This window comes from Streptomyces sp. NPDC003042 (assembly GCF_053591315.1).
This window is the reverse complement of record NZ_JBSFTP010000005.1, coordinates 56800-74756: the sequence shown is the minus strand read 5'-3', so window position 1 is coordinate 74756 and position 17957 is coordinate 56800. Positions and strand designations below refer to the sequence as shown.

20 protein-coding genes and 1 pseudogene are annotated in these 17957 nt (G+C 71.8%); 2 read left to right on the top strand and 19 right to left on the bottom strand.

Features of this window, described 5'->3' with window-relative positions:
- Positions 1-167: 167 nt before the first annotated feature.
- A pseudogene (locus ACWDYJ_RS04500) lies at positions 168-512 on the top strand (peptidoglycan DD-metalloendopeptidase family protein); the annotation flags it as partial.
- Between the two features lie 128 nt (positions 513-640).
- On the opposite strand, the gene ACWDYJ_RS04495 reads toward ACWDYJ_RS04500, so the two are convergent.
- From ACWDYJ_RS04495 to proS, 18 genes are all read right to left on the bottom strand, one after another.
- The gene (locus tag ACWDYJ_RS04495; RefSeq protein ID WP_451564039.1) at positions 641-1198 is read right to left on the bottom strand and encodes a TetR/AcrR family transcriptional regulator; all 558 of its coding nucleotides are present in this window, start codon (positions 1196-1198) and stop codon (positions 641-643) included.
- Positions 1199-1269: 71 nt separating this feature from the next.
- Positions 1270-2106, bottom strand: coding sequence for an RNA polymerase sigma factor WhiG (whiG, locus tag ACWDYJ_RS04490; RefSeq protein WP_451563959.1), 837 nt, complete (start codon positions 2104-2106; stop codon positions 1270-1272).
- A 209-nt stretch (positions 2107-2315) separates the two neighbouring features.
- On the bottom strand, positions 2316-3509 hold the full coding sequence (gene dprA / locus ACWDYJ_RS04485; RefSeq protein ID WP_451563958.1) for a DNA-processing protein DprA: 1194 nt from the start codon (positions 3507-3509) through the stop codon (positions 2316-2318).
- Positions 3506-5131, bottom strand: a complete 1626-nt coding sequence (locus ACWDYJ_RS04480) for a YifB family Mg chelatase-like AAA ATPase (RefSeq protein WP_451563957.1) — start codon at positions 5129-5131, stop codon at positions 3506-3508. Before ACWDYJ_RS04480 ends, dprA begins: the two co-directional genes overlap by 4 nt.
- Positions 5131-5502 carry a YraN family protein gene (locus ACWDYJ_RS04475; RefSeq protein ID WP_451563956.1) on the bottom strand — a complete coding sequence of 124 codons (372 nt, stop codon included), beginning with the start codon at positions 5500-5502 and terminating at the stop codon, positions 5131-5133. Before ACWDYJ_RS04475 ends, ACWDYJ_RS04480 begins: the two co-directional genes overlap by 1 nt.
- Before the next feature lie 110 nt (positions 5503-5612).
- The gene (locus ACWDYJ_RS04470) at positions 5613-5921 is read right to left on the bottom strand and encodes a DUF2469 domain-containing protein (RefSeq protein WP_361960761.1); all 309 of its coding nucleotides are present in this window, start codon (positions 5919-5921) and stop codon (positions 5613-5615) included.
- A gap of 55 nt (positions 5922-5976) precedes the next feature.
- Positions 5977-6489, bottom strand: coding sequence for an NUDIX hydrolase (locus tag ACWDYJ_RS04465; protein WP_451563955.1), 513 nt, complete (start codon positions 6487-6489; stop codon positions 5977-5979).
- Complete coding sequence (gene lepB / locus ACWDYJ_RS04460) at positions 6479-7276, bottom strand: signal peptidase I (protein WP_451563954.1); 798 nt, start codon at positions 7274-7276, stop codon at positions 6479-6481. The genes ACWDYJ_RS04465 and lepB (ACWDYJ_RS04460) overlap by 11 nt, the downstream gene beginning before the upstream one ends.
- Before the next feature lie 44 nt (positions 7277-7320).
- Complete coding sequence (gene lepB, locus ACWDYJ_RS04455; RefSeq protein ID WP_451564038.1) at positions 7321-8217, bottom strand: signal peptidase I; 897 nt, start codon at positions 8215-8217, stop codon at positions 7321-7323.
- Between the two features lie 115 nt (positions 8218-8332).
- Positions 8333-9121 (bottom strand): signal peptidase I, encoded by a 789-nt coding sequence (gene lepB, locus ACWDYJ_RS04450; RefSeq protein WP_451563953.1) that lies wholly within the window; start codon positions 9119-9121, stop codon positions 8333-8335.
- Between the two features lie 82 nt (positions 9122-9203).
- A complete protein-coding gene (gene lepB, locus ACWDYJ_RS04445; RefSeq protein ID WP_451563952.1) occupies positions 9204-9920 on the bottom strand; it encodes a signal peptidase I in 717 nt (238 codons plus the stop codon).
- A 44-nt stretch (positions 9921-9964) separates the two neighbouring features.
- Positions 9965-10315 (bottom strand): 50S ribosomal protein L19, encoded by a 351-nt coding sequence (rplS, locus tag ACWDYJ_RS04440; protein WP_451563951.1) that lies wholly within the window; start codon positions 10313-10315, stop codon positions 9965-9967.
- A gap of 133 nt (positions 10316-10448) precedes the next feature.
- Entirely contained in the window at positions 10449-11270 is an 822-nt protein-coding gene (gene trmD, locus ACWDYJ_RS04435; RefSeq protein WP_451563950.1) for a tRNA (guanosine(37)-N1)-methyltransferase TrmD, read from the bottom strand.
- Positions 11270-11866 (bottom strand): ribosome maturation factor RimM, encoded by a 597-nt coding sequence (gene rimM / locus ACWDYJ_RS04430; RefSeq protein ID WP_451563949.1) that lies wholly within the window; start codon positions 11864-11866, stop codon positions 11270-11272. Before rimM ends, trmD begins: the two co-directional genes overlap by 1 nt.
- A gap of 172 nt (positions 11867-12038) precedes the next feature.
- The gene (locus ACWDYJ_RS04425) at positions 12039-12278 is read right to left on the bottom strand and encodes an RNA-binding protein (protein ID WP_007266827.1); all 240 of its coding nucleotides are present in this window, start codon (positions 12276-12278) and stop codon (positions 12039-12041) included.
- Positions 12279-12280: 2 nt separating this feature from the next.
- Positions 12281-12721, bottom strand: coding sequence for a 30S ribosomal protein S16 (gene rpsP, locus ACWDYJ_RS04420; RefSeq protein WP_281206312.1), 441 nt, complete (start codon positions 12719-12721; stop codon positions 12281-12283).
- A 215-nt stretch (positions 12722-12936) separates the two neighbouring features.
- Entirely contained in the window at positions 12937-13533 is a 597-nt protein-coding gene (locus tag ACWDYJ_RS04415; RefSeq protein WP_451563948.1) for a hypothetical protein, read from the bottom strand.
- Positions 13534-13734: 201 nt separating this feature from the next.
- Positions 13735-15147: a proline--tRNA ligase gene (gene proS / locus ACWDYJ_RS04410; RefSeq protein WP_451563947.1), complete on the bottom strand. Its 1413-nt coding sequence runs from the start codon at positions 15145-15147 to the stop codon at positions 13735-13737.
- 131 nt (positions 15148-15278) lie between these two features.
- Here proS and ACWDYJ_RS04405 point away from each other — a divergent pair, with 131 nt between their 5' ends.
- Complete coding sequence (locus ACWDYJ_RS04405; RefSeq protein WP_451563946.1) at positions 15279-15956, top strand: methyltransferase type 11; 678 nt, start codon at positions 15279-15281, stop codon at positions 15954-15956.
- Positions 15957-15975: 19 nt separating this feature from the next.
- Here the strand turns inward: ACWDYJ_RS04405 and ftsH are convergent, their stop codons facing one another.
- On the bottom strand, positions 15976-17907 hold the full coding sequence (gene ftsH, locus ACWDYJ_RS04400) for an ATP-dependent zinc metalloprotease FtsH (RefSeq protein ID WP_451563945.1): 1932 nt from the start codon (positions 17905-17907) through the stop codon (positions 15976-15978).
- Positions 17908-17957: the final 50 nt, after the last annotated feature.

The following is a 17957-nucleotide window of genomic DNA, read 5'->3' as shown; positions in this document are numbered from 1 at the left end:
ACCTGTGACCGGTCGGCGCTGGGGCGTGCGAAGTCGACCCGGTGACCCGGATCGCCACAAGAAGTGTACGGGACCCGGCGGTATGCCGGGTGACGCCGTTGTCCACAACCCCCCGGTTGTCCACAGGCGCGGACGCCCGTCGGCTCCCGCGCGGGACGCTGTGGGACATGACGACACTGCTGCTGACCCTGCTCCTGACCGTGGCCCAGGCCTTCACCTCGGGGGTGCGGCCCCTGCCCGCGCCCCTGTCCGTGGCGCGCTGGTGGGACCCGCCGCCGACTCCGTACGCGGCGGGGCACCGGGGTGTGGACCTGTCGGCTCCGGTGGGCGCGGAGCTGCGTGCCGTCGGCCCGGGGCGGGTCCACTACGCCGGGCAGGTCGCCGGCCGCGGGGTCCTCTCGCTCACGCTCCCGGGTGGACTGCGCACGACGTACGAGCCGGTCCGGCCACTGGTCTCGCAGGGCGAGGCGGTCACGGCGGGCCAGGTCGTGGCGGTGCTCACGGCGGGCGCCCACTGCCCGGGCCCCTGCCTGCACTGGGGGCTCCTGGCCGGCGAGGTCTACCTCAATCCGCTGACGCTGCTCCCCCGCCCCACCCCGCGCCTCCTGCCGGGCACGCTGTCCGCGGCGGCGGGCGGGGATCAGCCCCGCACGCCCCGCAGGGCCATGGCGACGGCGGCTTCGGTGATGACGGCCGGGTCCTCGGCGGCGCCGAGTTCGATGCGCCGGACGGCGGCGTCCACGACCCCTTGCAGCAGCATCGCGGCCAGGCGCGGCTCCGCGTGTCCCAGCGCGCCCAAGGCCTCGACGATCATGGCCACCAGGCCGCCGTGCGCCGCGCGGATCTTCTCCCGCGCGGCCGCGTCCAGCTCGCTCGCCGAGATCGCCACCACCGCCCGGTGGCGGCGGTCCCCCACCAGCCCCAGCTGGCTGCGCACGTAGGCCTCGATCTTCGCCTCCGGCGTCCGCGCCTCTTCCATCGCCGCCTCGATCTCGGCGGCCCAGACGGGGAAGTCCACCGCGCACAGCTCTTCGACGACGGCCGCTCGCGACCGGAAGTACTCGTACACGGACGACCGGGCGAGCCCGGTCCGCTCGGCGAGGGCGGGGAAGGTCAGCGCTTCCGTCCCGCCTTCGGACAACAGGGAGCGCGCCGCGTCCAAGAGGGCGCCGCGCTGCATCGACCGGTGCTCGGCCACGGAGGCCGCTCGAATCCTGGGCACGCCACCACTCTACGGAGGTTGGCAAGGCCGGTGCGGGGGCCGCCGGCTCACCGGCCGACATCCGCCAGCTTGGCCCGGAGCTGAAGCACCGATTTGGTGTGGATCTGGCTGACCCGGCTCTCGGTGACACCCAGCACGTTGCCGATCTCGGCGAGCGTGAGGCCCTCGTAGTAGTAGAGGGTCACGACCGTCTTCTCGCGCTCCGGAAGGGTGTTGATGGCTCGCGCGAGCAGTCTGCGCAGCTCGCGGTCCTCGGCCACCTCCACCGGGTTGTCGGCGGCGTGGTCCTCCAGGGTGTCCATCAGCGAGAGGCGGTCTCCGCCTTCGCCGCCCGCGTGCAGCAGCTCCTCCAGGGCCACGACGTTGGCCAGCGACAACTGGCTGAAGACGGCGTGGAGTTCCTCCACTCCGATCCCCATCTCCCCGGCGACCTCACCCTCGGTCGGGGTGCGCCGCAGCTGGGCCTCCAGCGTGGCGTACGCCCGTTCCACGGCCCGCGCCTTCTGCCGCACGGAGCGCGGAATCCAGTCCAGCGCCCGCAGTTCGTCGATCATCGCGCCGCGGATCCGCGTGATGGCGTACGTCTCGAACTTGATGGAGCGCTCGATGTCGAACTTCTCGATGGCGTCGATCAGTCCGAAGACCCCGGAGGAGACGAAGTCGGCCTGTTCCACATTGGGCGGCAGGCCGACGCTGACCCGGCCGGCCACGTACTTGACCAGCGGCGAGTAGTGCAGGATCAGCTGCTCCCGCAGCCGCTCGTCACCCGAGTCCTTGTACGAGCGCCAGAGCACGTCCAGGGACGAGGGCGCGGTGGACCGCACGCTGCCACGGGCAGCGGGGGGCACCGCAGCGCGGTCGGACCCTGAGGTGTGCTGGGGCATGCTTCGCCTTTGCCGGAGCCGGATTCCTTGGGAGCGTAGCGTGACGGAAGTGTCGCGGTGCGCGAAGAGTACGGGATCCCGTGGGAGGGCCGGGGCGGCCCGGCTCGCGCGGGCGACCCGGGACCGGCGCCTGGCGCACGGTCCCGGCGGGTGCCACCGGGAAGACCGCGTCTCTCATCGCCTTCACTCTTTCACCGGAACGCCCCAGGTCAACTACCGCCTCGCCGGGTGGCTCCGGATTGCGCCCCCTCTCCGGGTGCCCGCCTGGTCAACTGCCAGTCGTCGCCCTGCCGTTCGACGAACCCCAGAGAGTGAAGTTCGTACAGTCTGCCGATGACTTCATCGGTGTCGGTGCCCGCGGCGAGGGCGATCTCGTCGAGCGCCGCGGGCCGTCGGGCGGGGAGTGCTTCGAGCACGCGGGCCGTGTCCCGGTCCAGCAGGTCCCGGGCGAGCACCGGGCCGCGCCGCTCGGGCGCCAGCTCGCCCATGTCGCCGACCAGCTCGACCACCTCGGCGGCGTCGGTGACGAGCACCGCCTCACCGCGCAGGAGTTCGTGCACCCCGGCCGAGAGCCCGCTGGTGGCGGGACCGGGGACGCCTATGGTGAGGCGGCCCAGCTGCTGGGCCCGCCGGGCGGTGACCAGGGAGCCGCTGCGGTGCGCCGCCTCGACGACGACCGTTCCCCGGGTGAGGGCGGCGATGACACGGTTGCGCAGTACGAACCGGCTCGGGGTCGGGTGGCTGCCGGGCGGCAGTTCGCCGAGCACCAGCCCCTGGCCCGCGATCCGGCCGAGCAGCCCGGCGTGACCGCGGGGGTAGCCCACGTCCACCCCGCAGGCCAGCACCGCCGCCGTGGCGCCGCCGGAGGCCAGGGCGCCCCGGTGGGCGGCGCCGTCGATGCCGTACGCCGCCCCCGAGACCACCACCCAGCCGCGCTCGGCGAGCCCCGCGGCCAGGGTCTGCGCCATGTGGGCACCGTACGGAGTGCAAGCCCGGGCTCCGACCACGGCGACCGAGCGCAGCGCCCAGGTCCGCAGATTGGGCCGGCCCCGCAGCCACAGTCCGACGGGCCGGGAGTCGCCGAGGTCGTCGAGCTGCGTCGGCCACTCCGCGGAGCCGGGGCAGACGAACCGGCCGCCCGACTCGGCGGAGGCCGCCAGGTCGCGACGGGGTTCGGCGAGGGCGGCCCGTCTGCGGTACCCGGCGAGCCGCTCGGGCCCGACCCCGGTCAGCGTCCCGGGCTCCGGTTCGGGGCCGGTCAGCAGCCGTATCAGCCCGACGGCGCCGAACGTGCGCAGCCAGCGCCCGCCGTGCTCGTCCCCCGGCTCCAGGACCCTGGTCAGCGCGGCCCTGGCCAGGAACTCCACGTCGGGCCGCGGCAGCGGCTCCCCGGCGGGCGTCATGACCCGGCCCCCATGGCGAGCACCGCTCCGCGGGCGATCCCGGTGCGCAGCTCCAGCGCGACGGCCACGTCGAGCACGTCGGGCCGGTCCCGCCCCCGCAGGTCGGCCACGGTCCAGGCGACCCGCAGCACCCGGTCCAACCCCCGTGCGGTGAGCATCCCGCGCTCCATGTCCCGCTCGGCCTGGGCCAGGGCGCCCGGCCCGGCCGGCCAGCGGGTGCGCAGCTCGTGCCCGGGAACCTCGGAGTTGAGCCGCCACGGGGTGTCGGCGAGCCGGGCGGCGGCCCGGTCGCGGGCTTCCCGGACCCGGGCGGCGACCGTCTCGGTGGACTCGCCCCGGCCGCCCTGGCCGAGCAGGTCGGAGCGGGTGACCGGCTCGACCTCGACCCGCAGGTCCACCCGGTCCAGCAGGGGTCCGGACAGCCGGGCCTGGTAGCGCCGGATCACCGAGGCGGGGCATTCGCAGCCGGCCCCGTTCAGGGTGTGCCGTCCGCAGGGGCAGGGATTGGCCGCGAGGATCATCAGGAACCTGGCCGGCAGCCGTACCACCCCGGCGGCCCGGGCGATCACCACGTGCCCCGCCTCCAGGGGCTGGCGCAGGGCGTCCAGCACCTTGCCGCTGAACTCGGCGGCCTCGTCCAGGAAGAGGACCCCTCTATGTGCCAGGGAGACCGCCCCGGGCCTGGGAATCCCGGCCCCGCCGCCGACCAGGGACTGCATCGTGGCGGAGTGGTGCGGGGCGCAGTACGGGGGCCGCCCGACCAGCGGTTCGCCGGGCGGCAGGATTCCCGCGACCGAGTGGACCGCGGTCACCTCCAGGGAGTCCTGTCGGGTGAGCGGCGGCAGGATCCAGGGCAGCCGCTCGGCCAGCATGGTCTTGCCCGCGCCCGGGGGCCCGCTGAGGAAGAGGTGGTGGCCCCCGCAGGCCGCGACCTCCAGAGCCCGGCGGGCGCTGTGCTGCCCGGCGACATCGGCGAGGTCGGGGAAGTCCCGGGCCTCGCCCCCGGCGCGGGAGATGCCCGTACCGAGTCCGGCGCCCGGCACCACGAGCCCGGCCAGCATCGCGTCCGGGCGCCCCAGCCGGTCCGGCGGCTCCTCCTCGGGCACCTCCCCGTCGGTCAGCACCGCGATCAGCTGCCGCAGGCTGCGCACGCCCAGCACCGAGACGTCCGGTACCAGCGTGGCCTCGGCGGCGCACTGCTGCGGCACCACCACCTGCCGGTATCCGGCTTCGGCGGCGGCGAGCACCGCGGGCAGGATCCCCCGCACCGGGCGCACCCGGCCGTCCAGGCCCAGCTCCCCGATGAGGACGAGGTCGGCGATGACACCGGGGTCGATCACCTCGGCGGCGCCCAGGACCGCGATGGCCACGGCGAGATCGAAATGGGCGCCGGCCTTCGGCACGGACGCCGGGCTGAGCCCCACCGTGAGCTTCTTCTGCGGCCACGGCGCGCCGGAGTTCGCCACGGCGGCCCGCACCCGGTCCCGGCTCTCGACCAGAGTCTTGTCGGGCAGCCCCACCAGGGTGAAGGCCGCCACGCCCGGCTCCAGATCGGCCTGGACCTCGACCACTACGCCCTCGACGCCCACCAGGGCCACCGAACAGGCTCGGGCGAACCCCATCAGGCCACCCCCCGGACGTGCTCCACCACGGGCGCACCGCGCCGCGGCAGCAGGATTCCGACCAGGTCGATCCGTACGCCGCCGGGCGGTGGTCCCCCGTGGTCGGCGAGCCAGCGCCCGGCGAGGCGCCGCAAGCGCTCCGCCTTGCCGGCCCGGACCGCGGCCATGGGGTGTTCGAAGTCCCCGGCGCGCCGCGTCTTGACCTCGCACACGACGAGGGCGTCCCCGTCCCGCGCGACGATGTCGATCTCCCCGCTGCGGCAGCGCCAGTTCCGCGCGATCACCGTCATCCCGGCCTCGGTCAGCCGCCGGGCCGCGAGCTCCTCGCCGTACCGCCCCAATGCCTGCTGTGCCACGCCCTTCGCGTTCATCCGGCACCACCTCCGGCACCGACGATCCCGCGTCCCAGCCCACCGAGTGGATCTTGGTGGACAACCGGGGCATTGTGGAAAACCCCCTCACCCGCAGGGGTGAGAGGACATCAGGCCGAGGGCAGTTCGAGGTCGCTCTTGTTGAGCTCCTCGATGTTCACGTCCTTGAAGGTCAGCACCCGCACCTGCTTGACGAAGCGGGCCGGCCGGTACATGTCCCAGACCCAGGCGTCTGCCATCGACACCTCGAAGAAGACCTCCCCCTGGACCGAGTGCACCTGCATCTCGTAGTCGTTGGTGAGGTAGAAACGACGTTCGGTCTCGATCACATACTTGAACAGCCCGACGACGTCGCGGTACTCGCGATAGAGCTTCAGCTCCATCTCGGTCTCGTACTTCTCGAGGTCCTCGGCGCTCATGGCATGTTCCCCTTCAGCCGTGCGTCCCCCTATTGTGCGCCAGCGCCCCGCGCCCCTAAACGATTTCCGGGGCCAGGACCACCGGTGCACCCGGAGGACCGTCGTCGAGCAGTGTGCGAAGCAACTCGGCGAGTCTGGTCGGGTACACCGTCTCACGCGCCGAGAGAAGTTCCTCGGAGGTCCACCACCTCGCCCCCGACACGCTGCGTCGCTCCAGGTCGGTGAGCCCGCCCAGCCCGGCCACCGTCTGATCGGTACGGGCGAGGAAGTACCACTCGTCCTGCTCCCAGCGCCTCCCGTCGAAGGGGAAGGCGCAGTACCGGTGCCACAGCACCGGCCCCAGCCGCACCTCTGTGATCCCGGTCTCCTCCGCCAGCTCCCGCAGCGCGGCCTGCTCCCGGGTCTCGGTCCCCTCCAGCCCGCCGCCCGGCGTGAACCACCAGTCGTCGGCCGGGTTCCCCGGCTCGAAGCCGTGCAGCAGCAGGATCCGGTCCTCGGGATCCAGCAGGATCACCCGGGCCACCTTGCGGAGCACCACCGGCCCGGCCCCGGCAGGCTCAGCGGCCACCGGACCGCTCCCGCCGCCGCCCGCGCCCCAGGACCCGTACGACCGGCCCGTACGCGGCCCCCAGCACCACCAGGGCCCCTCCGGCCACCACCGCGGCCAACTGGAGGGGCAACGGCCCGGGCCGCGAGATCCCCCCGGGCAGGGCGGCGTAGGCGTCCGTCCGCTCCAGCATCTTCATCGACGGCCAGGCCAGCGCGTCGACGCGGGCGCTGACCGCCGATCGCGGCACCGTCCCCTGACCGGCTTCCTGGAGGTGCGCCCGGGAGTCGATCGAGGCTCCTCGCCGGTCGCCCAGCAGGAAGAGGTTGCCCTCGGGCACCTTCACCTCGAAGGGGCTGCCGGAGGCCGTCCCGGACGCCGCGTCCTGCGGACCGCTCCGCGGGAGGTCGAGATAGGGCTCGTCCAGCTCCTTGCCGTTCACGCTCAGCCGGCCGCCCTGGCCGCAGCAGCTCACGGTGTCGCCACCCACGGCGACGACCCGCTTGACCATGGGCGAGTCGCTCCACATGGAATCAGTAAAGACGACCACGTCCCCGCGCCGCACGTCGCCGCCCTCGATCCGCTGCGCGAGCACGCGGTCGCCGGGATTCACCGTCGGCACCATGGAGTCCGTCGGCACGGTGTACGGCTGGTACACGACCGCTCCCCAGACGAAGCCGCCGAGGAAGAGCACAAAGCCGATGGCCACGGCGAGACCCGACAACGTGTTGCCGAGACCGCCGCGGCCATCCTTGCCACCGCGTATCGAATGAGATGAATCCGTACCGCTCGCGCGCGTTCCGCCCATTGCAGCGCCCCCACACTTCGGAGATCGTCGACCTGGGCGGAACCCTACCCGGCGGTACTCCCGCTGGTCAGCCTCCGCCTGCGCCACAGGACGACGGGAACCGCGCCCGCGAGTCCCAGCGCTGCCGGGCCGAGCCCCACCGGCGCGAGTCCGGCGGCCCCGAGGCCGAGCGCGACCGCCGCGGCCTGGTTGCCGATGCCCGGCTGGTCGAAGGTGTCCGGTACCGGCAGGGTGGACCAGCGGGTGACCGGCCACGCGACCACCACGGCGCGCCCGACGACCTTGTCGACCGGGACGAAGCCCTGGGTGGATTCCTGCATGTGGAAGCGGGAGTCCCGGGAGTTCTGCCGGTGGTCGCCCATCACCCAGATCTTGCCCTTGGGCACGGTGATCGGTCCGAAGGGCATGTCGTCGCACGCGGTGTTGCCGGGGAAGACGTACGGCTCGTCCAGCTCCTTGCCGTTGACGACGACCGGTCCGCCCTTCTTGCACTCGACCGTGTCGCCGCCGATGGCGATGGTGCGCTTGATCAGGTCCTTCTCCTCGGCGGACGGCATCAGGCCGATCCAGCTGAGGACCTTCTGCGCGATGTTGGGCTCCGGGGTGGGCTCGTCCCCCAGCCAGTCCGCGGGGTCGTGGAAGACCACGACCTCACCGCGCTCGGGCTCGGAGCCGAACCACGGGGTCAGCTTGTCGACCAGGACCCGGTCACCGCGCTGCAGGGTGTTCTGCATCGAGTCGGAGGGGATCGAGAACGCCTGCACCAGGAAGGTCTTGATCAGCAGGGCCAGCAGCAGTGCGATACCGACGAGGAGCGGGAGCTCCTTCCAGAAGGAGCGGTGCGGGCGCTCGACGGCACCGTCGTGCTCGGCTTCGCCCCCGACGGCATCGTCCGGCCGCTCCCCACCCTCGTCGCGTCCGGATCGTGCGCCTACCGCCACATCCCCCACATCCACTCCTCAATCGGAAAAGTCGCCGCCCGCTCCGGATCAGAAACGGGCCCTCCCCTCCCCTAACGAGCGGGAGTTCCCTAAGGCGCGGGAGACCCAGGACACACTATGCGAACGCCGTACCCCCACGGCGCCGACGAGGTTCCCGTCGCCGGCCGCGCCGCGCCTGATCCGGCACGGTGAGGAAGGTGGCGGGCTGCTCCAGCCGGCGCCAGTGACCGAACGGCCAGGCGATCACCACGGCCTCCCCCACCACCTCCTTCACGTCGATCGTGCCCTGGAAGGCCTCGTCGAGGTGGTAGCGGGAATCGGCCGACTTCGCCCGGTGGTCGCCCATCACGAAGAACCGCCCCGCCGGCACCCGCACCTCGAAGCTGATCTCCGAAGGAGCATCGCCGGGAAACACGTAAGGCTCATCGAGAGGCGCTCCATTGACGGTCACCCGGCCCCTGCCGTCACAGCACTTCACGGTGTCCCCGCCGACGCCGATGACCCGCTTGATCAGATCCTGCTCGTCGGCCGAGGGCAGCAGTCCGATGAACGTCAGGACCTGCTTGGCCTGTTTCACACCGGCCGGCTCGGGAGCCGGCCGGCCCACGTCGCCCGTGAGCCAGCCGCCCGGATCCTTGAACACGACGACGTCGCCCCGCTCCACCTCGGAGCCGAACCACGGCGTCAGCTTGTCCACCAGCACCCGGTCGCCGATCCGGATCGTCTCCTCCATCGATCCGGACGGGATGAAGAAGGCCTGCACCAGGAACGTCTTGAGCACCAGGGCTATGCACAGCGCCGCCACCACCAGCAGCGGCAGCTCGCCCACCCGGCGGGTACGCCTGCGCCGCCGGACCCGGCGCGCCACCCGGCGCCGCTCGGCCCGGCCGCCACTTTCGGCCACCGCGGCCACGGGAGGGGGAGCGGGAGCCGCCGCGCGCTTCGGCAACGGTTCGGGGGCGCGTCCGCCTCGCCGCCGGCCCCGGTTACCCATGCCCGCCGCCGCCCGTGCCGGGTACCGAGCCCCAGCGGGAGACCGGCCAGCCGATCCAGTCGGCGCGCCCGATCACCTTCTCCACCGGCACCATGCCCCCTCCCGGCTCCCCCAAGTGGTCCCGGGAATCCCGGGACTGGGACCGGTGATCACCCATGACCCACAGGGTTCCGAGGGGTACGACGATCCGGAACGGCACCTTCGAGGGCGCGTCGCCGGGGTGCAGATAGCTCTCGTCGACCGGGTCCCCGTTGACCTGGATCCGGCCATCGGCGTCGCAGCACACCACGTCGTCCCCGCCGACGCCCACGACCCGCTTCACGAAGTCGGTGTCGGAGGGCTCCGCGAGCCCGAGCGCCGAGGCCGCGCCGTGCAGCGCCTCACCGACCGGATTGCCCGCGGCGGGTTCGCGTACGAAGGAACCGGTGCCGTCGAAGACGACCACGTCGCCGCGCCGCGGCTGGTCGCCGAAACGGTAGGCCAGCTTGTTGACCAGGACCCGGTCCCCGGTCTCCAGGGTCGGTTCCATCGACCGGCTCGGGATCAGGTAGGGCTGTACGACGAAATTGCTGAACAGCAGCAGGAAGACGGCGCAGATCACGCCGAGCACCCCGGCCCGCCGCCACCCCGGAAACGCAGAACGCGGCCGCCCCTCCCCCTGCTCGGGGGAGGAGTGGCCGCGCTGTGTGAGCTCTGCTTCGGTGTCCATCGGGGGCGAGCCTATCCGGCCAACCCCTGGACCCGGAGGGGAGATCAGCGGTCGCGCTTCTCCTTGATCTTCGCGGCCTTGCCGCGGAGCTCACGGAGGAAGTACAGCTTGGCGCGACGCACGTCACCGCGGGTGACGAGCTCGATCTTCTCGAAGATCGGGGAGTGCACCGGGAAGGTACGCTCCACGCCGACGCTGAAGGAGACCTTGCGGACCGTGAAGGTCTCGGAGACGCCGGCGCCCTGACGGCGGATGACGACACCCTTGAACTGCTGGATACGGGAGCGGTTGCCCTCGATCACGCGGACGTGCACGTTGATCGTGTCACCGGGGCGGAAGGCCGGGACGTCCGAGCGGAGCGCGGCGGCGTTGACGCCATCGAGCAGGTGAGACATGTTGTTCGTCTGCTTTCTTCGCACGACGCCACAGGTCGCCGGTGCGGGTTTCCGTAGAGAATTCGGGAGCCGTGCGGCCTCTCGTACGACGGTCCCCCTGTGGCAGGGGCGTACGTGAGCACACAGCAGCCGCCTATTCTTCCACGGTCTGCGGCCTACGCCAAAACCGGCCGTCCGCGGTGGGCTGCCAGCCGAGGATGCTCAGGACCTCGCGGTCCTTCTTGTCGAAGGCGGAGGCCTCGCAGCGCTCGATCAGATCGGGGCGGTTCCGCGCGGTCCTGCGGAGCGCCTCGTCCCTGCGCCAGCGGGCGATCTTCCCGTGGTGGCCGCTGACCAGAACGTCGGGGATGCCGCGTCCGCGCCACTGCGGGGGCTTCGTGTAGACCGGCCCCTCCAGCAGGTTGGCCATCTCGCCGGGTGCGAAGGAGTCGTCGCGGTGCGATTCGGCGTTGCCCAGCACCCCGGGCAGCAGCCGGGCCACGGCCTCGGTGACGACGAGGACGGCCGCCTCGCCGCCCGCCAGGACGTAGTCGCCGATGGAGACCTCGTACACCGGGATCCGCGTCGCGTACTCGTCCATGACACGGCGGTCGATGCCCTCGTAGCGGGCGGGTGTGAAGATCAGCCAGGGGCGCTCGGAGAGCTCGACGGCCAGTTCCTGGGTGAACGGCCGGCCGCTGGGGGTGGGGACGACCATGACGGGGCCGTGCGCACCGGACTCGTATCCGTCGGCCAGCACCGAGTCCAGCGCCTCTCCCCACGGATCGGTCTTCATGACCATGCCGGGGCCGCCGCCGTACGGGGTGTCGTCGACCGTGTTGTGCCGGTCGTACGTCCACTCCCGCAGGTCGTGCACGTGTACGTCGAGCTGCCCGCGCGCCCGCGCCTTGCCGACGAGGGAGACGTTCAGCGGCTCCAGGTACTCGGGAAAGATCGTGACGACGTCCAGACGCATCAGGCGTCGCCCTCGTTCACCTGGTTGCCCTCATCTACCTTGTTGCCCTCGTCGCCCTCGTCGTCACGCGAGGAGTCGATGACGGCCCGGTCGTCGATCAGACCCGGCGGAGGGGTGATGACGCAGCGCTGCTCCTCCAGGTCGATCTCGGTGACGATCTCCTCGACGAAGGGGATCATCACCTCGGTGCCGTCCGGGCGCTCGACGATGAAGAGGTCCTGCGAGGGCAGGTGGGAGATCTCGGTGATCCGGCCGACCTCCGTGCCGTCGGCGAGCACCACGTCCAGGTCCATCAGCTGGTGGTCGTAGTACTCGTCGGGCTCCGCCGGCATCTCCGTCGGGTCCACGTCGGCGATGAGCAGGACGTTGCGCAGCGCCTCGGCGCCGGTGCGGTCCTTGACCCCGGCGAAGCGCAGCAGCAGCCTCCCGCTGTGCACCCGGCCCGTCTCGATGGTCAGCGGACCCGCCGACGCCGGTTCCGTCCGGAGCACGGCGCCGGGCCCGAGCCGCAGCTCCGGCTCGTCGGTCCGTACCTCGACCGTGACCTCACCCTTGATCCCGTGGGCGCGGCCGATCCGCGCGACTACCAGCTCCACTGTGCCCCTCTTTGCGGCTGAACCGCCGCCGCTCTCGCGGAGGTGGTTGCTCGCCGTCGTGGTTGCTCAATTGATGGTTGCTCAATTAATGGTGCTCTTACCCGTGGGCAGAAACGACTCGGGCCGGGGTGGGCACGAATGCCCTCCCCGGCCCGGGCCGGTGGTTCAACTTCTAGCGGACCTGGTCCACGTCGACGAGGTCGACGCGGATCCCCCGGCCGCCGATGGCGCCCACGACGGTACGCAGTGCACGTGCGGTGCGGCCGTTACGGCCGATCACCTTCCCGAGGTCGTCCGGGTGGACCCGGACCTCGAGCACCTGACCGCGGCGAAGGTTGCGCGAGGCGACCTGCACATCGTCGGGGTTGTCCACAATGCCCTTCACGAGGTGCTCAAGAGCCTCCTCGAGCATGCTCAGGCCTCGGTCGACTCGGCGGCGGCCTCAGCCTCGTCCGCCTTCTTGTCGGCCTTCTTCGCCTTCTGCGTGATGGCCTCGCCCTTGGTCTCGCCGATGCCCTCGAGGGCCTTGGCGAACTCGTCGAAGGTGCGGCGCTTGCTTTCCTTCGTCTCCGGCTGGAGCAGCGGCGCGGGGGCCGGGAGGCCCTTGTGCGCCTGCCAGTCACCGGTCAGCTTCAGGATGGCGAGCACAGCCTCGGTGGGCTGGGCGCCGACGGACAGCCAGTACTGCGCACGCTCGGCGTTGACCTCGATGCGCGACGGGTTGTACGTCGGGTGGTAGATACCGATCTCCTCGATCGCGCGACCATCCCGGCGGGTGCGGGCGTCGGCGACGACGATGCGGTAGTGCGGCTGGCGAATCTTGCCGAGGCGCTTGAGCTTGATCTTGACTGCCACTGGAGTGGTGTCTCCTGAACTTGACGTGGTTGGGCACATGAGATGCCACGTGGGGTTGCGGTACTCGGGTGCCCGATGGACGCGTCAGCCGGAGGAGAGAGGGGTCCTATGCGACTGTCGAGTACAGCTGTCTATTGTGCCATACGCCCGCGGCGCTTCCGAGCGGGAGGAGAGCAGCCCGCCGGCGCGCGGCCCGCCCCGGCTCACGCGACCGCTCAGGAGGCCGCCGCCACCGCCACGTCGGGGATCCGGAACGGCTTCATGCAGCCGCCGCAGACGATCGGCGCCTGGGCGAGCACGGAGGGGACGACCCGTACGTTGCGCCCGCAGTCGCACACCGCCTTGACCCGTACGCCACCGCCGGACGACCCGTGCCGGGCGGCAGGGCCGCGGAAGCTGCGCTTGGTGTCGGCCGCCGTGGCGAGCGTGTGGGCCTTGAGGGCGCGCTGGAGCCGCTCGATGGTGGGGCGGTAGCGTTTCTTGGCCTCGGGGTTGAGCGAGACCAGCGAGAAGCCACTGCTGGGATGCGGCTCCTCGGAGTGGTCCAGGCCCATCTCCTCGGCGATCGCCAGGAATCTGCGGTTGTGGTAGCGGCCGGCCCGCGAGGTGTCGCGGACTCCGCGGGCGGCTGCGATGCCGTGGACTGCCTCGTGCAGCAGTCGCTCGAAGGAGAGCTCGGCGCCACAGGCGGACGAGGACTCTCCGATCAGGGACTCGGGCGCGGCAAGGTCAGGCAGCTCGGGGTGGTACCGCTGAATATCGGCCCACGCCTGCGCCAGCTCTGCGGCGAGAACAGGTGGTGTCGTGCTCACGTCGTGACAACGAGCCGGGGTGCCCCGGTGTTCCGATTCCGGGCCATTCCAAATTTTTTGCACGTACCAGTCAGTTCAGACTCATGCATCCCGAGGAGGACGGGTGCGTCGATCTCAGGAGGAGTCGGTACGTAACGTCGACCGACAAGCATCAGCCCCGGCGCGCGGCACAGGCCGCACGCCGGGGCGTAGTCGGAACCGCTAGTAGGACCGCGCGACGATCGCGACGGTACCGGGCGCGTCGTCAGCCTCCGGAACGGACCCGTCCTCGGCCACCAGGCAGCGCACGGAGACGGCCTGCTCGGCCAGCTTGGCCTCGCCCTCGGGGCCCAGGTCGGCCCACGGGATCCGCGCCCAGCCACCGGCGATGGCCGCCTCGGCGGCCTCCTCGATGGTCGCGACGTCCGACGTACGGGCCTCGCGGCGCTCGCGGGATTCGCGCAGCAGCTGCGCCTGGTCCTCCTCCAGCACCTTGGGCAGCAGGTCGAGCAGCGCGTCGATCCGCACCGGGGTCTTGCCGCCCGGGATGCGGCGGGCCAGCATCGCGGTGCCGGCCTCCAGGTCGCGCGGGCCGATCTCGATGCGGACCGGTACGCCCTTGAGCTCCCAGTCCACGGCGCGGCGGCCGAAGGGGGTGTCGACGCGGTCGTCGACGTGGACGCGGAGGCCGGCGGCCTTCAGCTGCGCACCGAGCTCGCGGACCTTCGTGACGGCCTCGTCGCCCTTGATCGCCATGACGACGACCTGGACGTGGGCCAGGCGCGGCGGGACGCGCAGGCCGTTGTCGTCGCCGTGGGACATGATCAGGCCGCCGACCATGCGGGTCGAGACGCCCCACGAGGTCTGCCAGACGAGCTCCTGCTTGCCTTCCTTCGAGAGGTACTGGGTGTTGAAGGCCTTGGCGAAGTTGGTGCCGAGCTCGTGGCTCGTGCCCAGCTGCAGGGCCTTGCCGTCGCCCATCATGCCCTCGAGGGTGAGGGTGTTGATGGCGCCGGCGAAGCGCTCCTTGGCGGTCTTGCGGCCGAGCACGACGTCGATGCCGAGCACGTTCGTCATGAAGTCGCCGTAGACGTCGCGGTGGATCCGGGCGGCGTAGTCGCGGGCCTCCTCGTAGGTGGAGTGGGCCGTGTGGCCCTCCTGCCAGAGGAATTCGCTCGTACGGAGGAACACGCGCGGGCGCATCTCCCAGCGGACCACGTTGGCCCACTGGTTGATCAGCAGGGGCAGGTCGCGGTAGCTCTGCACCCACTTGGAGAAGTAGTCGTTGATGATCGTCTCGGAGGTGGGCCGGACGACGACCGGCTCTTCGAGCTCCTTGCCGCCGCCGTGCGTGACGACCGCCAGCTCGGGGGCGAAGCCCTCCACGTGCTCGGCTTCCCTCGTCAGGTACGACTGCGGGATGAACAGCGGGAAGTACGCGTTCTGGGCGCCGGCGTCCTTGATCCGGGCGTCCATCTCCTGCTGCATCCGCTCCCACAGGCCGTAGCCGTACGGCCGGATGACCATGGTGCCGCGGACCGGACCATTGTCGGCCAGCTCGGCCTTGTTGATCAGATCCTGGTACCAGCGGGGGAAATCCTCCGCCTGCGGGGTGAGAACGGGTGCCTTTGCCATGGCGCGAATGGTACGGCGCCCGGCGCGCCGAGCGTGAATCGGGTGGCGCACTCCTCTGGACGCGGGGGCGAATGGGGAGTTCCCTGGCAACGGGGGCAAGGGGGCGACATGGAATCAGGAGCGCTCTTTCGATGACACCGATGCCGACGGCCACGCTCGTCGCCCGGGACTGGGCGGAGATCCAGGAGCGGATGCTGGTACCGCTGTACGAGGCGGTCTACGACCGGCTGGAGGTCGGGCCGGGAGACCGGCTGCTCGGGCTGGACTGCGGGGCCGGGCTGGCCCTGCTGCTGGCCGCGGGACGGGGCGCCGACGCCACGGGTGTGGAAGCGGATCCGGCGCGCCGGGCCCTGGCCCGTGAACGGCTGCTGGACGTACTGGCGGCTCCTCCGCCGGCCGCGCGCCCGTACGACGCCCTGCTGGCCTTCTCGCCGGCCCCCGAGGCCCTGGCCGCGGCGCTGCCGGCCGTCCGGCGGGGCGGGGCCGTGGTGCTGGCCGACTGGGGCCCGGCGGAGCGCTGCACGGTCCCGGCGGTGCTGGGCGGCGGGCCGGCGCGGCGGGACCTGGACGCGGTGGTGGAGCGGGCGGGGCTCCGGCCGGACGGATCGGGGCGGGTGTTCTGCCCGTTCGGGTACGCCGATCTGGACAGCGCGGTGCGCGGGCTGCTGTCGACGGGGCTCTTCGACGGCGCCGCCGATCCCGCGCTGGCGGAGAAGGAGCTGTCCGAGGCCCTTCACCCGTACGAGCGGCCCGACGGCGCCGTCTGGCTGCCGAACATCTTCCGGTATGTGATCGCCCGGGTGGTCTGACCGGACCGGCCGGACAGGCCTAGACGCTGTCCGGCTTGGCGAGGCGCGGGATGCCCGCCGCCGCGTAGGCGGCGGGTTCGTCCAGGGTCTCGCTGGCCAGGAGGGCCTCCGCCAGGGCGTCGAGCTGCGGGCGGTGCGCGCGCAGGAGGCGGCAACCCTCCTCGTAGCACTCGTCCACGATCCGCCGCATCTCGCGGTCCACCGTGTCGAGGGTGGCGGAGGCGGCGAGCAGGCCGTAGGGACCCTGGGCGTCGGAGGGGATCGCGGTGAGGCGGCCCACGCGCTCGCTCATGCCCCAGCGGCCGACCATGCCGCGGGCGATGTTGGTGACCTGTTCGAGGTCGTTCTCCGAGCCGGTGGTGACGACGTCGTAGACGATCTTCTCGGCCGCCATGCCGCCGAGCGCTCCGATGATGCGGCCGCGCAGGTACTCCTCGGTGTACCCGTACCGGTCCGCGTCCGGGGTCGAGAGGGTGACGCCCAGCGCGCGGCCGCGGGGGACGATGGTGATCTTGCGGACGGGGTCGGCGCCCGGTTGGAGCATGCCCAGCAGCGCGTGGCCGCTCTCGTGGTACGCCGTACGCCGGCGCTCCTCCAGCGGCATCACCAAGGACCGCTCCGCGCCCAGCTGGACCTTCTCCAGGGCGTCGGACAGGTCGCCCTGGGTCACCTGCTTCTGCTTGCGCTTGACGGCGAGCAGCGCGGCCTCGTTGGCCAGGTTGGCCAGTTCGGCTCCCGTCATGCCGGGGGTCATACGGGCCACCTGGGCCAGGTCGACGCCCTCGGCGAGCGGGATGTCGCGGGTGTGGATGCGCAGGATGGCCTCGCGGCCCTCCCGGTCGGGCGGGGAGACCACGACCGTGCGGTCGAAGCGGCCGGGGCGGGTCAGGGCCGGGTCCAGGACGTCCGCCCGGTTGGTGGCGGCGAGGACGACCACGCCCTCCGAGCCCGAGAAGCCGTCCATCTCGGTCAGGATCTGGTTCAGGGTCTGTTCGCGTTCGTCGTGGCCGCCCAGGCCCGCACCGCCGCCCCGGACCCGGCCGATGGTGTCGATCTCGTCGATGAAGACGATCGCTGGGGCCACCTTGCGCGCCTCGGTGAACAGTTCGCGGACCCGGGAGGCGCCGACGCCGACGATCATCTCGATGAACTCGGAGGCGGACGCGGAGAAGAACGGCACCCCGGCCTCGCCCGCGACCGCCCGCGCCAGCAGCGTCTTGCCGGTGCCGGGCGCGCCGGCCAGCAGGACGCCGCCGGGCATCCGGGCGCCCATCTTCCGGTACTCCTGCGGGTTCTTGAGGAAGTCGACGACGTCGTTGAGCTCGCCCTCGACCTCGTCGATGCCGGCGACGTCCTCGAAGGTGGTGCGCTTGGCGCCCTGCTCCAGCTCCACCGGCTTGGGCGGCGCCTTGCGGCCCAGCCCGCCCATGCCGCCCATCGCCGATCCCATCCGGCGGGCGATGAGCAGCCACAGGGCGACGAGGAGCAGCATCGGGGCGAGCGAGATCAGCAGATTGGCCAGGAAGCTGCGCTGCACGACGACCGGCGAGGCGGTGACGGTGACGCCCTTGCCGGTGAGGTTGGACCACAGCTGATCGTCGGCGAAGGCGGGGCGCTGGGTGACGAACTTGGTGTAGTCGCCCTCGCCGTCGGGGTCGGGCTGCTTGTTCTTCAGCTCGCCCTGGATGGCATCGCCCTTGGAGTAGATCTTGGAGACGTTCCCGTCGGTGACCTGCTTGCTGAACTCCGTGTAGGAGATCGTCGGCTCGTCGCCCTCGTTGTAGAACGACAGCACGAGGTTGGTCACCAGGAAGACGATCAGGGCGGCGAGGATCATCCCGCGCCAGCCGCCGGGCATCTTGCGCCGGGGTGGCGGGGTGGGCGGTGCGCCTTCAGAACGCCAGGGTGTGTCGGCCCGGTCGCGCGGCGGTACGGGGGTGGGGTTGGGCACGGGGGGCCTCCTTACGCCGTCCTCCCGGCCGACGATAAGGGACAAACCTG

Coding starts and splice junctions, on each gene's coding strand:
- whiG (WP_451563959.1), bottom strand. CDS start 2,106: ATGCCCCAGCACACCTCAGGGTCCGACCGCGCTGCGGTGCCCCCCGCT.
- dprA (WP_451563958.1), bottom strand. CDS start 3,509: ATGACGCCCGCCGGGGAGCCGCTGCCGCGGCCCGACGTGGAGTTCCTG.
- ACWDYJ_RS04480 (WP_451563957.1), bottom strand. CDS start 5,131: ATGGGGTTCGCCCGAGCCTGTTCGGTGGCCCTGGTGGGCGTCGAGGGC.
- ACWDYJ_RS04475 (WP_451563956.1), bottom strand. CDS start 5,502: ATGAACGCGAAGGGCGTGGCACAGCAGGCATTGGGGCGGTACGGCGAG.
- ACWDYJ_RS04470 (WP_361960761.1), bottom strand. CDS start 5,921: ATGAGCGCCGAGGACCTCGAGAAGTACGAGACCGAGATGGAGCTGAAG.
- lepB (WP_451563954.1), bottom strand. CDS start 7,276: ATGGGCGGAACGCGCGCGAGCGGTACGGATTCATCTCATTCGATACGC.
- lepB (WP_451563952.1), bottom strand. CDS start 9,920: ATGGACACCGAAGCAGAGCTCACACAGCGCGGCCACTCCTCCCCCGAG.
- rplS (WP_451563951.1), bottom strand. CDS start 10,315: ATGTCTCACCTGCTCGATGGCGTCAACGCCGCCGCGCTCCGCTCGGAC.
- trmD (WP_451563950.1), bottom strand. CDS start 11,270: ATGCGTCTGGACGTCGTCACGATCTTTCCCGAGTACCTGGAGCCGCTG.
- ACWDYJ_RS04425 (WP_007266827.1), bottom strand. CDS start 12,278: ATGCTCGAGGAGGCTCTTGAGCACCTCGTGAAGGGCATTGTGGACAAC.
- proS (WP_451563947.1), bottom strand. CDS start 15,147: ATGGCAAAGGCACCCGTTCTCACCCCGCAGGCGGAGGATTTCCCCCGC.
- ACWDYJ_RS04405 (WP_451563946.1), top strand. CDS start 15,279: ATGACACCGATGCCGACGGCCACGCTCGTCGCCCGGGACTGGGCGGAG.